This window comes from Yoonia sp. (genome assembly GCF_030731595.1).
Lineage (GTDB): Bacteria > Pseudomonadota > Alphaproteobacteria > Rhodobacterales > Rhodobacteraceae > Yoonia.
In genome coordinates this window covers 1-13,998 of the sequence record NZ_JANQTS010000103.1, presented here as the reverse complement: position 1 = coordinate 13,998, position 13,998 = coordinate 1, and the positions used below count along the sequence as shown (strand labels likewise).

The following is a 13,998-nucleotide window of genomic DNA, read 5'->3' as shown; positions in this document are numbered from 1 at the left end:
ACCGCAAGACCGCGCGCTGGATAAGAGCGAGGCTAATCGCCGTCGGAGGCCGACATTCATTCGATCATTCGGCCCGCCGCCAGTTATGCAGGTCGAGCGACAAACAGATGCGATGGCACATCCCGCAAGTGGATTGGCGCAAAGGGTATTTGGCTGAATGGCTTTGGTTCTGTATCGTTCCTTCTTGGAGGAGCCATGCAGCGATCATCTCATCTACCAACGGTCCACGTGGGCAAAGTCTGGCGGTTGATGTTAGCCGATCTTGGACTCAGCGCCGTGGCAGTTCTACGCCGTGCGGGCCTGCCGAGTGGGCTGTTAGACGGTGACGGCAGCCGCATCACGCTGGATGAATTCTATGCACTTTGGGAGAGCTTTGATGCGGAGGCGCAGTCGTCAACGCTGGCGCTTAAACTCGGTCAGATCGAAGCGAGCGAATTCTTCGATCCCGCCTTTTTTGCAGCCATGTGCGCGCCCAACATGACAGTGGCCGGACAGCGGCTTGGAGAGTTCAAACGCCTTGTGGGCGCCTTCAGCCTTGATGTCGAGGTGATGTCCAACGAAACCCGGTTTAGCTTCCGATGCAAGTATCGCCCCGATTTGCCAACGACGCTCGCGACAACTGAGATCGTTTTCCTCGTCAATTTACTGCGTCGCGCGACGCGCCGGCGTGTCGTACCGCGGGCAGTCACACTACCGGGAACGCTAGAGGAAAAGACTGCGTTTGAAGACTGGTTCGGGTGTGGGGTGGTCCATGGTGACTCCGCATCGTTCAGCCTCGATCCCATCGACGCCATGCGACCGTTTCTGACGCATGACAATCTAATGTGGCAGTCCTTCGAGCCGGACTTGCGGCGCAGGATGGACGCGGCCCGCGAGGACCTCGGCATGCGCGCTCGTGTTGAAAATGCCCTTCTGGAACTGCTGCCCAGCGGACGGACGCAGATAGACGATGTGGCTGGAGAACTCGCTGTCAGCCGCCGGTCACTCCAAAGGCGGCTATCAGAAGAAGGCACGTCCTGGTTGGACGTTCTCAACGCGGCGCGAATGCGGCTAGCGCAACACTACCTGACAAATACGAGCCTTGGTGCGGCGGAAGTCAGCTTCCTGCTTGGCTTTGAAGACCCCAACTCGTTTTTCAGAGCTTTTCGCCGCTGGACAGGCTCCACGCCCGAGGCTTGGCGCGAGGCACATAGACTGAGCGCATAAGATGGCACATTGTGCAAGTAGTCTGGCGCAACCTGCGAGTGACGTAGCTTGCCTGAATGACCACACTGAATCCAAAGCAACCTAACCCTTGTGAGGAATCATGACCACATCTACCGCTATCCGCCGCCATGCAAACGGAAATGTTGCGGGCAAGAAGGTGCTCTATATCGTCTCGAATCCGGCCACGCTGCTTGGGTTTCCTGTCGGGTTCTTTGCCGAAGAAATGACCGGCCCCTTCTTTGATCTGATGCAAGCCGGCTGCACTGTCGACATCGCCTCACCCAAAGGGGGCAAGGTCGCTTTCGACGGCTTCTCTGATCCTGAGAATGAAGCGACACAATATCCCAACGATCTGATCACGCTTGGGTTCAAACACCACACGACCTTCGGCAAGCTGATGGAAAACACCCCTTCAATCGCAGATGTGGATGTCAGCCAGTATGATGCGGTTTGCGTCGCCGGTGGCGGTGGCCCATTGGTCACGTTCAAGGACGACACCGCGCTGCACAAGCTGATCGCTGATTTCTACGAGAGCGGCAAAATCGTCGGCCTGATCTGCCACGGCACCTGCCTGATGCTCTGGACGACGCTCAGTGACGGGACACTGATGGCCGATGGCAAGACATGGACGGGCTATCCCGACAGCGAAGAAGAAATGATGAACGCGGCCCTTGGTACAACGGTGAACGCTTACACCATCGAGACCGAGGCAAAGAAGAACCCGCGGACCACCTTCGAGTCCGCCGCGCCACTCGCACCATTCGCAATCCGCGACGGCCAGATCATCACGGGCCAGCAACAGCATAGCACGCGGCTTTTCTCCGATCTGCTGATCGAGGCTTTGTCCGAGTAGCGCTCTGGGGCCATTTCGGCCCAACCAATCGCACCAACGGAAATGCAACATGGGCGACACATGCCCGTGTTGAAAAAAGATAAAGATCCAACGGGAAACCGGCAGAAATTGCGCCAAGAGGAGCAAGACATGAAGATGACACTGAGCATTGCCGCGATCATTAATCTCGCTGTTGCCGTCGTTCACACATTCGTAGGAGAGGCGACTATTGTTGCGCCGCTGACAGCGTCGGATGCGCCCGACCTCGTGAAAGCAACACTCCATTCCGCATGGCACATGATTTCCGTCGTGCTGTACTTGTCCTCCCTGACCCTGTTCTATGTCAGCCGAAAGGAAGTGACCGATCCAGCCGTGACGCTATTGCCGGGCTATATCGGCATTCAATACGTGGGCTTGGCCATGGTCTTTGTCGTGACGAGCGCGATTTACGGCCAGTTCTTTCCCCAAATCGTGATGCTCTTGCCAATCGGCCTGCTGTCCCTGTGGGCGGCGAGGATGGCGGCCAAAGCGTGACCTCAATCCGGGCGGCATCCGATCCAACATGGCATTGGATGGGTCCCTCGCAATCTTGTTCTTACCCAGAAAAGGAACCTTCGAATGACCAAAGTCTTTTTGACCGGCGCCTCCGGTTTCATCGCCAAACACATCCTGCGCGAACTGCTGGCGCAAGGCTATCAGGTTCGCGCCTCGGTCCGTTCCGACAAGCGCAAGGATGAATTGCAGGGGCTGTTTCCCGATGCGGCGCTGGAATTTGCCACCTTGGATCTGACGAAAGATGAAGGCTGGCAGGATGCGTTGCAGGGCTGTGATGTCTTGATCCACACGGCTTCGCCATTTCCACTGACCGAGCCAAAAGATCCGCAAGACCTGATCCGCCCCGCGGTTGATGGCACGCTGCGCGCGATGCGCGCGGCCAAAGAAGCCGGAATCAAGCGCGTGATTTTGACGTCGTCCTGCGCAGCGATCTACAAGCAGGCGGACAAGCCCAAGATGCAGCCTTCGGATGAGACATATTGGACGACGCCTGATGATCCGTCTGTCGGGGCCTACGAAGCCTCCAAGATGCTGGCCGAGAAAGCGGCCTGGGACTTTGTCGCCGAGACCCCCGATATCGCGCTGACCACCATCAACCCGGGTGCTGTCTTTGGCCCCCCGATGGATGCCCGCTACGGTTCGTCGCTCGAACTGGTCGAGCAGCTTATGACCGGCAAGGTTCCGATGGCCCCGCCGATGGATATGGTCGCGGTGGATGTAAGGGATGTGGCACGGATGCATGTGGCGGCCATCGATCTGGAAGCCACCAAAGGCGAGCGGTTCGCCGCCGCGAGCGGGACGCATCGCTTCCTTGAACTTGCGCGAATGCTGAAGGAATGGGATTCCGCGCTCAAGACGCCAAGCCGTGAGGCACCCGTTTGGCTGCTGCGCATCATGGGGCTGTTTTCCAAGGACGTGAAAGGGGTTCTTGCGAATGTTGGGCGGACCCTCGCCGTCTCTGGCGCAAAGGCCGAAAAGACCTTCGGGTTCAAATTCATTCCGGTCAAGGACGCGCTGATTGCCTCGGCGACAGCTGTCCAGACCTACACAATGAACGAAAAATCAAAATGATTACGGCATATCTTTGGGGCACACCCAACGGCTATAAGGTTGCTATCGCGCTCGAGGAAATGGGCGTTGAATACGAGATCAACTGGGTCAACATCGGCACTGGCGAACAGCACGCCCCCGAATATCTCAAGATTTCCCCCAACGGGAAGATCCCGGCCATCGTCGATCATGATACCGGGATCAGCCTGATGGAGTCCGGCGCGATCTTGCAATATCTGGCAGAAAAGACCGGGAAATTCGGAGGTGAAACTCTGCAGGACCGATGGGAGGTGACTCAGTGGCTTCATTGGCAGATGGGCGGCCTCGGCCCGATGATGGGTCAGGCCAACCACTTTCGCGGCCTTGAGCAAAAGGTCCCTTATGGCGAAACCCGCTACAAGAACGAGACTGCGCGCCTGTTCGGGGTTCTTGAGAAGCAGCTGGAAGGGCGCGCCTATATTGCCGGCAACTATTCCATCGCCGATATGGCCGCTGTTGCCTGGGCAGGCATGGCACCGATGATGGAGGACGAGCGGTTGACGGCATGCAGCAATGTCATGGCTTGGATTGAACGTAACGTCTTGCGACCAGCCACTGCCCGGGCGATTGCGTTGTCGCCGGGCTGAGATGCGCATGGCTGCTCTTGGGATGCCGCGCTTTAGCGAAGGAATCAAAGCCCGAAGACCGCCAGGGGCCGATTGCACTGTTTCAGTCCAGATCGACGCCGCCGAGGCGCGGCGCATGGACATGCGTCCGGACAAGGACTGCAGCGACCGCGCCCGCGATGGCGCCGAAGAGATGCGCCTCCCACGAGACGCCGGGTTGGCCCGGAAGGACGCCCCAGAGAATGGAGCCATAGAGGACACCGACCACCACTGCCGCGCCCAGCGTGATCGGGGAGCGATCCACAAGACCGCGCGTCACGAGGAAGCCGAACCAGCCGAAGACCAACCCTGACGCACCGATATGGATGGCCGCGCCGCCGAACAGCCACACGAGACCGCCGCCGAGGCCGATCACCACGGCGTTCACGGCCAGCAAGGCCCGCGTGGTCGTGGCCACCAGAAGCCCACCCATAACCAAAAGCGGCGGCGTATTGGCCATCAGGTGCGCGAAGCTCGCATGCAGGAAGGGCATAGCGATGACACCATCCAACCCGCCGAGATATCGGGGGATCAGCCCGAAGGCCGGGTTCAAACCGTACCCGATGATCCAATTGATGACCTGCACCGCCCAAAGCAGCGCAACAAAGGCGACAAGCGCCGCGGCGCGCCGAAAGAAGACGCGCATGTGATCCCGATTCATCATGTTGGCGACAGTAGACCTCTCCGCAAGGCCTTCAACGGCTTTCGAGCTCTATACAGGGTACGGCTACGGGAACGGAGGTCAGGGCGGCCAATGTGGCCACAGCCCAACCCAAGATAACAACGTCCATTTCACAGTGAGTTCCCTCACCTCAGGGGCATGATGACATCACGCTCGCGGTCTGGCAGCGCAAATCCGGTGCAGCGCGCGATATGAGCAAGGAGCCCGGCAACCTTTGCCGCAACATCAATGCTCTCGAACCATGGAAAAGTCCCCAATCTAGCCACCGCGCGCCCCCTGACTGTGAGCGCCTTAAGCAGGAATGCAGCGTTGCATCGGATGTCTGCTACGGGGGAAACTTGCTATTCATGAGTTAAGCAAAGCTTACAACGACCCGCGTTGAGCGGATGCCTACCAAAGTGATTTCGAATCCGCTATGTTGATAAAACATTTGTAAATGGATGATAAAATGACTGTGATACCTGACCCCGAACGCCGTATTGTTTCCTCGCGTCACCTTGCCGAAGGCGCAGGCTGGGAAACGTCGGAAGTCGAATACGGCATGATCATCGCCTACAACGCTTTTTCCCGCTGGATGACGCGGTGCATGTCCGCAGCAGGCAACACCGATCTTACGCCACTTGAAATTCTCGTTTTGCACAACACCAATCATCGGGGGCGTGACAAACGCCTGACAGACATCTGCTTTCTGCTGAATATCGAAGATACCCACACTGTGAATTACGCCCTACGCAAGCTCATGAAGATGGAGTTGTTGTCATCCGAGAAGCGCGGCAAAGAAGTGTTCTACAGCACGTCCGAAAGCGGTGCGGCGCTTTGCGAAGCTTATCGCAAAGTCCGCGAGCGGTGCTTGTTGGATGGCTTGTCCCATCTCGATATGACCGGAGAGCAGATGCGCGCGATGGCGGCCAAGCTGCGTGCATTGTCAGGACAATACGATCAGGCCAGCCGCGCTGCAGCTTCGCTCTAATTGTTCATCAGATCTGGCAGGTAAGTGACAATCTGCGGAAAGATACTGATGAGGACAATCCCGAGCAAAAGAAGCAAAAAGAACGGGAAGGCAGCCTTGGCAATGCGCAGGATATTGATCCCGGTCAGCCCTTGAATCACGAACAGATTGAAGCCCACGGGAGGGGTGATCTGGCTCATTTCGACCACGATGACCAAGTAGATTCCAAACCAGATCGGGTCGATCCCTACAGCTGTAACCATGGGCATAATGATGGATGTGGTCAGAACGATCACAGAGATACCGTCCAGAAAACAGCCAAGTATGATGAAGAATATCGTGAGAGCGACCAACAGAGCCGTAACGGACAGGTTCATATCCGAAATCCATGAGGCGAGGTTTCGTGGCAGCCCGGTGAATCCCATGGCGACGGACAAAAACGCGGCCCCCACCAGGATCAGTGCAATCATACACGATGTGCGCGTAGCCGACATCACCGCAGCTCCGAACAATGCCCAGCTGAACGATCCGGACAGCCAAGCGATGATCGTGGCAAGAACAACGCCCAAGGCGGCCGCATCTGTCGGCGATGCGAGCCCGCCATAGATCGACCCAATCACGCCGCCGATCAACAGCGCCACCGGAACCAGCCGTTTGGTCCCGCTCAGTTTCTCGCGAAACGAATACGACTTGTCCATGGGCGGAATCAGGTCGGGGTTCATCCACGCACGAACGGCGACGTAACCTGCAAACAACGTGATAAGCATAAAGGCAGGCAGGATGCCGGCGATGAACAGGCGGGCGATGGATTGTTCGGTGGCGACACCGTAGACAATAAGGATGATAGAGGGCGGGATCAGAAGACCCAGTGTGGCCGATCCGGCGAGCGTGCCAAGGATCAGGCTCTCGGGATATCCTCGCTTTGTCAGCTCGGGAATGGACATGCGCCCGATCGTGGCCGCTGTCGCTGCAGAAGAGCCCGACACGGCGGCAAAGATGGAACAGCCAAAGACGTTGACATGCAGCAAACGCCCGGGAGCCCGCGACAACCACGGCGCAAGACCTGTGAACATGTCGTCGCTCATCCGTGACCGAAGCAGAATTTCTCCCATCAGAATGAACAATGGCAACGCCGTCAGTGACCAGCTGTGTGAATGTCCCCAAAACGTGGAGGCAAGGACCAGACCGGAGGGCGCGTTGGAAAAAAACACCAGCCCTGCAAGCCCGACAATCGTCAGGGATACCGCGACCCAGACCCCAAGCGCCAAAAGTCCGATCAGCAGCCCGAGCAGGGTTAGTGCAATCATTGGATCGCTCATGACTACACCTCGTCCGGTGAGGACAGAATTGGTTCGCCGGCCTGCAAAAGGTCGACAAACGTGTGAATTAACGCAACCAGCAGCAGCGCGATGCCAAATGTGGCGACCGATTGTGGAATCCACAGTGGTATTGGCACGATACCCGTGGACACATCGCCGTAGTGGACGCTTTCCAGTACCAGATTGCCCATGAACCAAGTTGCATACCCAATCAGTGCTGCAGCGACGATCAAGGAGAAACCTTCAACCAAGAACTGCATCCGGACCGGCAATCTGGTCGTGATCAGGTTGACGCGGATATGGCCGCCTGACCGTAGCGTATGGGCCAGGGCCAGAAACGTTGCTCCTGCCAGCATATAGCCAGAGAAATTCGCGTAAGAGGGGATCGTTGACGGCAACGTACCAGGTGAGAAACGGCCAAAGGCATTCAACACGATCTGGGCGCTGATCAAGAGGCAGATGCATAAAATCAGTCCACCAGCGAGAGCACCGCAGTAGTCATATATTTTTTGAAGATATCGGCCCATATCGCCTGTGCCCCCATTCAATAGACAAGAGGGGGTTGAAGTCCGCGCGGACACCAACCCCATGTTTTTCAGTCCTTAATTGCTGTAGGCTTCGAGGATGGCCAAGGCGCTTTCAGATGCATTGGCTTCCCAATTTGCAAGCATGGTCGCGCCGATGTCCTGCAAGCCCGAGATCAGCTCCGCACTTGGTTCATAGACGATAATCCCATTCTCGGCCAATGCGGCAGTCATGCTTTCGGCTTCGGCCATGGACATTTCCCAACCGCGTGTTTGCGCGGTTTCGGCGGCAGCGAGGACGGCCGCTTGGGTATCTGCGTCAAGGCCGTCAAACATGCGCTGGTTCACCACCACGATGTTCTTGGGAACCCATGCGTTGATCGGGGTGTAATGCGTGACGAAATCCCATGCCGTGGAATTCACACCTGTGGAAGGTGACGTGATCATTGCTGCCACTTGGCCGGTCGAAAAGGCCTGTGGAATGTCGGAGGCTTCGATCTGAACAGGTGCTGCGCCAGCGAGTGTCGCAAACTCTTCCAGAGCCGCATTGTAGGCGCGGAAACGCAATCCATTGAGGTCTTCGACTGTCGCGATTTCACCATTGGTGTACAGACCCTGCGCAGGCCACGGCACGGAGAACAGTGGCATCAGACCCTGCTCGGCCAGAAGTTCAGTAATCACGGGGCGCTGTGCATCCCATAGCTTGGCCGCATCTTCATAGCTGGTCGCCACAAAAGGTTGGCTGTCGATACCAAAGGCCAAATTTTCGTTGGACAGGGTCGACAAAAAGAATTCGCCCATAGGGACAGACCGGTTACGCACGGCGCTTTTGATTTCAGAATGCGGGAAAAGTGATCCTGCAGAGTGGATTGTAATGTCCAGGTCGCCACCTGTCGCCTCGCGGACGTCATCGGCAAACTGCATGATGTTTTGTGTGTGGAAGGTCGCGTCACCATAGGGTGTCGGCATATCCCAGCTTTGGGCAGTCGCCGAGGTCGCCATGGCAATGGTGGCAGCGCAAATCAGTGTATGTTTCATATCTCTCTCCGATGTTGAGTAATGCGTGTCCGGTTGGTCCCGAATCTGTTCCTATTCATTACGTTGACAAATTGTCAGCGTTATATCCATAAAGCAACAACAATTTGATTCGAGGGTGCAGCATGGACACGACAAGCACAAAAAAATGGCAGTTCTGGGTGGACCGTGGCGGCACCTTCACCGACATCGTGGCGCGCGCACCTGACGGAACGCTAAAGACGCACAAACTCCTGTCGGAAAACCCGGAAGTCTATCCAGACGCCGCTGTCTTCGGAATTAAGTCCCTTCTGGGGCTGGACGGAACTGCAGAGATTCCTCGCGGGCAAATTGCTGCCGTCAAGATGGGCACGACAGTCGCCACCAACGCTTTGTTGGAACGCAAAGGCGAACGGACCCTGCTCATGATCACCAAGGGGTTCGGGGATCTCTTGCGGATTGGCTATCAGAACCGGCCCGACCTTTTCGATCTGGAAATCAAGTTGCCAGAGCTCCTTTATCAAGACGTCGTCGAGGTCGACGAACGTGTGGGCGCGCAGGGTGAGATCGTCACGCCACTGGATTTGAAAGCAGCGCGAACGGTACTGTCACGGGCATATGGGCAAGGGTACCGCTCGGTTGCGATTGCACTCATGCACGGGTACCGCTTCACAGATCATGAGATCGCTTTGGGCAAGATGGCCGAACAGATCGGGTTCACCCAAGTATCGCTGAGCCACCGTGCCAGCCCCTTGATCAAACTAGTTTCACGCGGTGATACGGCCGTTGTCGACGCCTATCTTTCACCCATATTGCGACGCTATGTGAACCAGGTTGCCAATGCTCTGAACTCTGCCTCCGGCGGCTGTGATAGCCTGATGTTCATGCAATCCAACGGCGGTCTGACCGATGCGCGGTTGTTCCAAGGCAAAGATGCAATCCTGTCAGGACCTGCCGGTGGTGTCGTTGGCATGGTGCGAACGGCATCCGAGCAGGGCTTCGAGCGGCTCATCGGCTTTGATATGGGCGGCACATCAACGGATGTGTGCCATTATGCGGGCGAATTCGAGCGCAGCTTTGAAACCGAAGTCGCAGGCGTGCGGATGCGCGCACCGATGATGTCAATTCACACGGTCGCGGCGGGGGGCGGATCAATCCTGTCCTATCGCGATGGTCGGATGCAGGTCGGGCCCGAGAGTGCGGGCGCTAATCCCGGCCCTGCCGCCTATCGTCGTGGTGGTCCGCTGACCGTGACAGATTGCAACGTTTTGTTGGGCAAGCTCCAGCCGAGCCAGTTTCCGCCAGTGTTTGGGCCAAATGCCGACCAACCTTTGGACGCTGATGTGGTGCGTGCAAAGTTTGACGCTTTGGCCGAACAAATTGGTGGCGGAAAATCGGTCGAAGAGATCGCCGAAGGGTTCCTTCGGATTGCAGTCGAGAACATGGCCAATGCGATCAAGAAGATCAGCGTGCAGCGCGGCTATGACGTTACCAAATACACGATGAACTGCTTTGGCGGCGCCGGCGGACAACATGCCTGTCTGGTCGCGGACGCCTTGGGGATGGAAAGTATTTTCATTCACCCTTTCGCGGGTGTGCTGTCGGCCTTCGGCATGGGTTTGGCCGATGTTCGCGCGATCCGTGAGCATCAGTTTGCCGCCCCGATCGAAAAGATCATTGAGGCAACTTCGGAAATGGGCACGTTAGAGAATTTGGCCATCGCAGAGGTTGTCGCCCAAGGGATCGACGCCAAAGACATTCGGGTCGTGCGAACCGCTCATATCAGAACAGATGGCGCACATCAGACACTTGAGGTGCCCTTTGGTTCGGTCAGCGAAATGTGCAGCGCGTTTGATACTGCACATGAACAACGCTTCGGTTTTATCCCCGATTATGCAGGCCTGATTATCGATCTGCTGACCGCCGAGGCGATTGGGTCGACGGGCGAAAGCGTGGCCTTGCCCATGCCGCGGAACCAGAAAAGATCCGAGCAGACAGCATCCATGTTCAGCCAGGGTCGCTGGATCGACGCGCCTTTGGTTGACCGCACAACACTTGTGGCAGGCGACAGAATTGATGGGCCCGCCATTTTGACAGAGCAGACCGGAACGAATGTTCTGGAACACGGCTGGCAGGCGGAATGCACGCAGAATGGCAATCTGATCCTGCGACGCGTCGTTCCGCTTGTGCGCTCCGAAGCGATCGGTACGACCGTCGATCCCGTTATGCTTGAGGTGTTCAATAACCTCTTTATGTCGATCGCCGAACAGATGGGCGCGACTTTGGCCAACACGGCCTATTCGGTAAACATCAAGGAACGTTACGATTTTTCCTGTGCCATCTTTGATGCGCGGGGTGATTTGGTGGCCAACGCACCCCATGTGCCCGTTCATCTCGGGTCCATGTCCGACAGCGTGCGCACCATTCTGAGCCAGAATGCCGGGCGCATCCGCCCCGGCGACGTGTTCATGATGAACAATCCATATAACGGTGGCACGCATTTGCCGGATGTGACGGTCATCACACCTGTCTTCGATGATGCCGGACAAGATATTATCTACACTGTCGCCTCACGCGGGCACCACGCGGACATTGGCGGCAAAACGCCCGGATCAGCGCCGCCTGACAGCCGCCACATCGACGAAGAAGGCGTGTTGATCGACAATTTTCTGTTGGTCAAACAAGGCGTTCTGCAAGACGCCGCGGCGCGAGCACTGCTCGCTTCGGGCGCATATCCTTGTCGCAATGTGGATCAGAACATGGCCGACCTTGCTGCGCAAATTGCGGCCAATGCCACGGGGGTGCAAGAGCTGACAAAAATCACGCGCCAGTTTGGTATGGATGTCGTCCACGCCTATATGGGCCATGTCCAGGACAACGCCGAAGAAAGCGTGCGGCGCGTGCTGGATGTTCTTCACGACAGCGCCTTTACATACCCGCTCGACAGTGGCGCACGGATCAAGGTTGCAATCTCGGTGGACAAGGCCGCGCGCGAGGCAACGATAGATTTTACCGGCACCTCCCCCCAAGATCCGTTCAATTACAACGCACCGAAGGCCATATGCCACGCGGTAGTGCTCTATGTGTTTCGTACGCTCGTCGGATCGAACATTCCGATGAATGAAGGGTGTCTAAAGCCGCTCAACCTGATCATTCCCGAAGGATCGATGATCAATCCGAAAGCCCCGGCTGCGGTCATCTCGGGCAACACAGAGGTTAGTCAGGCCATTGCAGACACACTTTATGGGGCCTTGGGAGTGATAGCGGGCAGCCAAGGGACAATGAACAACTTTGTCTACGGCAATGACACCTTTCAGAACTACGAAACCATCTGCGGAGGCACCGGCGCAGGGAGCGGTTTTGACGGGGCGCATGCGGTCCACAGCCACATGACAAACACCCGGATGACCGATCCAGAAGTTCTGGAAACACGGTTCCCAGTGCGTGTGGACGCGTTCTCGGTCCGTCGCGGGTCTGGTGGAGCAGGCGCCTTCACCGGCGGAAACGGCATCGAACGCAAGTTGCGTTTTCTGGAGCCCATGACTGCAACGGTTCTGTCATCGCACCGCGAAACGGCCCCTCATGGTGCGGCGGGCGGACAGGCCGGTGCTGTCGGGGAGAACTCGGTCATTCGCGCGAACGGCACCGTCGAACTTTTGAAAGGGAACGATGTCGCACAAATGGAACCCGGGGATGTGTTCGTTCTCAAATCCCCCGGGGGTGGCGGATACGGAGCGGCAGGCCAATGAGTGCCGGTTTCCTGAGTGATGTCGAGGCCATGTACGATAGCGCGGCAGAGCAATTGGACCTTCCCGACGGGCTTGCTGAAAAAATCAAAGTCTGCAATGCCACCTATGTCACGCGTTTCGGGGTGCGCCTGCGCGGGCGCATGTTCACCTTTCGCGGTTGGCGCGCAACGCATTCAACGCATAATGCGCCCGCAAAAGGCGGTATACGCTATGCCTTGAACGTCAATCAGGACGAGGTCGAAGCGCTTGCCGCGTTGATGACCTATAAATGCGCGCTACTGGATCTCCCCTTTGGTGGATCAAAAGGCGCGCTGGAGATTGATCCCACCGCGTGGGAGCCTCACGAGCTTGAAAAGATTACCCGTCGTTTCGCTCAAGAACTGATGCGCCACGGCTTCTTGTCATCGGCGACAAACGTGCCGGCCCCTGACATGGGCACGAACGAACAGACCATGATGTGGATTGCGGACGAGTATCGCCGCCACAAGCCTGATGACATCAATGGAATGGGCTGCGTGACTGGCAAGCCGGTAGGCGGTGGTGGGATTGATGGACGCACAGAAGCCACAGGGCGCGGCGTGCAATACGCCATTCAGGCATTCTTTGGCTCTGAATTGGACCGGACCCGGGCGGGTTTCGTGTCCGATAGTCTCGTTGGGCGACAGGTCATCGTGCAAGGTTTGGGAAATGTGGGCTTTCATGCGGCGAAATTCCTCAGTCAGGAAGACCGGTGCAGGATCACTGCGGTCATCGAAAGGGACGGCGCTATCCGAAACCCGGACGGTCTGGATATTGATGCGTTACGCAAGCACCTCACGACCACGGGTGGTGTGAAAGGCTATGCTGGCGGGACGTACGACCCGAACGGCCCAAGAGCGCTAGAGGACCCATGTGACATTCTTATCCCCGCTGCGATGGAAAGCGTGCTGCATAAGGACAATGCGACACGCATCAAAGCAAAGCTGATCGTCGAAGCAGCGAATGGACCGACGACCTTCGCGGCCGACCAGATCTTTCAGGATATGGGAATTATCGTGATACCGGATTTGTTTGCCAATGCGGGCGGCGTGATTGTCAGCTATTTCGAGTGGGTGAAAAACCTCACACATATCCCCTTCGGTCTCATGGAACGGCGATATGAACAACGCGATCACCGCACACTTGCCAGATCGCTCGAGAAGATGACCGGCAAGCAGTTTCCAAATGAAGATCAAGACGGGTTCCTCAGCCCAAGACAGGAAATTGACCTCGTAAGGTCTGGTCTGGAGGAGATGATCTTTCAGGCTTTTGCCCAGGTGTCAGCACGCGCGAACGCCTGCAACGGGGATAAACCAAAGTCGCTGCGCGAAGCCGCATACCAAATCTCAATCGAACGGGTGGCCCTCGCCTATAGGGCCATGGGCCTTTGACCAACCAGAGCAGACCTGCAAGATTAGTCACAAGAGGTCCGCTCCGTCCGCAAAGCAGACAGTGG

General features: G+C 57.1%; 12 protein-coding genes. 8 read left to right on the top strand and 4 right to left on the bottom strand.

Annotated features, from left to right (window positions below; translation table 11 throughout):
• Positions 1–276: 276 nt before the first annotated feature.
• The 5 genes from NWQ23_RS12480 (at position 277) to NWQ23_RS12460 (ending at position 4,269) form a co-directional block, all read left to right on the top strand.
• A complete protein-coding gene (locus NWQ23_RS12480; protein ID WP_306166697.1) occupies positions 277–1,206 on the top strand; it encodes an AraC family transcriptional regulator in 930 nt (309 codons plus the stop codon).
• A gap of 100 nt (positions 1,207–1,306) precedes the next feature.
• Positions 1,307–2,059 (top strand): type 1 glutamine amidotransferase domain-containing protein, encoded by a 753-nt coding sequence (locus tag NWQ23_RS12475; RefSeq protein ID WP_306166696.1) that lies wholly within the window; start codon positions 1,307–1,309, stop codon positions 2,057–2,059.
• A gap of 129 nt (positions 2,060–2,188) precedes the next feature.
• On the top strand, positions 2,189–2,572 hold the full coding sequence (locus NWQ23_RS12470; protein ID WP_306166694.1) for a hypothetical protein: 384 nt from the start codon (positions 2,189–2,191) through the stop codon (positions 2,570–2,572).
• Positions 2,573–2,656: 84 nt separating this feature from the next.
• A complete protein-coding gene (locus NWQ23_RS12465; RefSeq protein ID WP_306166693.1) occupies positions 2,657–3,664 on the top strand; it encodes an aldehyde reductase in 1,008 nt (335 codons plus the stop codon).
• Entirely contained in the window at positions 3,661–4,269 is a 609-nt protein-coding gene (locus NWQ23_RS12460) for a glutathione S-transferase family protein (RefSeq protein WP_306166692.1), read from the top strand. Before NWQ23_RS12465 ends, NWQ23_RS12460 begins: the two co-directional genes overlap by 4 nt.
• A gap of 82 nt (positions 4,270–4,351) precedes the next feature.
• Here the strand turns inward: NWQ23_RS12460 and NWQ23_RS12455 are convergent, their stop codons facing one another.
• A complete protein-coding gene (locus NWQ23_RS12455; protein WP_306166691.1) occupies positions 4,352–4,951 on the bottom strand; it encodes a rhomboid family intramembrane serine protease in 600 nt (199 codons plus the stop codon).
• A 466-nt stretch (positions 4,952–5,417) separates the two neighbouring features.
• On the opposite strand from NWQ23_RS12455, the gene NWQ23_RS12450 reads away from it, so the two are divergent.
• Positions 5,418–5,939 (top strand): winged helix DNA-binding protein, encoded by a 522-nt coding sequence (locus tag NWQ23_RS12450; protein ID WP_306166690.1) that lies wholly within the window; start codon positions 5,418–5,420, stop codon positions 5,937–5,939.
• On the opposite strand, the gene NWQ23_RS12445 is transcribed toward NWQ23_RS12450, so the two are convergent.
• From NWQ23_RS12445 to NWQ23_RS12435, 3 genes are all read right to left on the bottom strand, one after another.
• Positions 5,936–7,237, bottom strand: coding sequence for a TRAP transporter large permease (locus tag NWQ23_RS12445; protein WP_306166689.1), 1,302 nt, complete (start codon positions 7,235–7,237; stop codon positions 5,936–5,938). The two genes, NWQ23_RS12450 and NWQ23_RS12445, sit on opposite strands and share 4 nt — an antisense overlap.
• Before the next feature lie 2 nt (positions 7,238–7,239).
• Positions 7,240–7,689 (bottom strand): TRAP transporter small permease, encoded by a 450-nt coding sequence (locus NWQ23_RS12440; RefSeq protein ID WP_306166688.1) that lies wholly within the window; start codon positions 7,687–7,689, stop codon positions 7,240–7,242.
• Between the two features lie 150 nt (positions 7,690–7,839).
• Entirely contained in the window at positions 7,840–8,799 is a 960-nt protein-coding gene (locus NWQ23_RS12435) for a TRAP transporter substrate-binding protein (protein ID WP_306166687.1), read from the bottom strand.
• A gap of 122 nt (positions 8,800–8,921) precedes the next feature.
• On the opposite strand from NWQ23_RS12435, the gene NWQ23_RS12430 reads away from it, so the two are divergent.
• Both NWQ23_RS12430 and NWQ23_RS12425 read left to right on the top strand, forming a co-directional pair.
• Complete coding sequence (locus NWQ23_RS12430; protein WP_306166686.1) at positions 8,922–12,524, top strand: hydantoinase B/oxoprolinase family protein; 3,603 nt, start codon at positions 8,922–8,924, stop codon at positions 12,522–12,524.
• Positions 12,521–13,933: a Glu/Leu/Phe/Val dehydrogenase gene (locus NWQ23_RS12425; protein WP_306166685.1), complete on the top strand. Its 1,413-nt coding sequence runs from the start codon at positions 12,521–12,523 to the stop codon at positions 13,931–13,933. Before NWQ23_RS12430 ends, NWQ23_RS12425 begins: the two co-directional genes overlap by 4 nt.
• The last annotated feature ends 65 nt before the right edge of the window (positions 13,934–13,998 follow it).

Excerpts from the sequence above, each read along its gene's own strand:
- NWQ23_RS12455 (WP_306166691.1), bottom strand. The coding sequence starts at position 4,951 with ATGATGAATCGGGATCACATGCGCGTCTTCTTTCGGCGCGCCGCGGCG.
- NWQ23_RS12460 (WP_306166692.1), top strand. The coding sequence starts at position 3,661 with ATGATTACGGCATATCTTTGGGGCACACCCAACGGCTATAAGGTTGCT.
- NWQ23_RS12450 (WP_306166690.1), top strand. The coding sequence starts at position 5,418 with ATGACTGTGATACCTGACCCCGAACGCCGTATTGTTTCCTCGCGTCAC.
- NWQ23_RS12430 (WP_306166686.1), top strand. The coding sequence starts at position 8,922 with ATGGACACGACAAGCACAAAAAAATGGCAGTTCTGGGTGGACCGTGGC.
- NWQ23_RS12470 (WP_306166694.1), top strand. The coding sequence starts at position 2,189 with ATGAAGATGACACTGAGCATTGCCGCGATCATTAATCTCGCTGTTGCC.
- NWQ23_RS12445 (WP_306166689.1), bottom strand. The coding sequence starts at position 7,237 with ATGAGCGATCCAATGATTGCACTAACCCTGCTCGGGCTGCTGATCGGA.
- NWQ23_RS12425 (WP_306166685.1), top strand. The coding sequence starts at position 12,521 with ATGAGTGCCGGTTTCCTGAGTGATGTCGAGGCCATGTACGATAGCGCG.
- NWQ23_RS12465 (WP_306166693.1), top strand. The coding sequence starts at position 2,657 with ATGACCAAAGTCTTTTTGACCGGCGCCTCCGGTTTCATCGCCAAACAC.
- NWQ23_RS12475 (WP_306166696.1), top strand. The coding sequence starts at position 1,307 with ATGACCACATCTACCGCTATCCGCCGCCATGCAAACGGAAATGTTGCG.
- NWQ23_RS12435 (WP_306166687.1), bottom strand. The coding sequence starts at position 8,799 with ATGAAACATACACTGATTTGCGCTGCCACCATTGCCATGGCGACCTCG.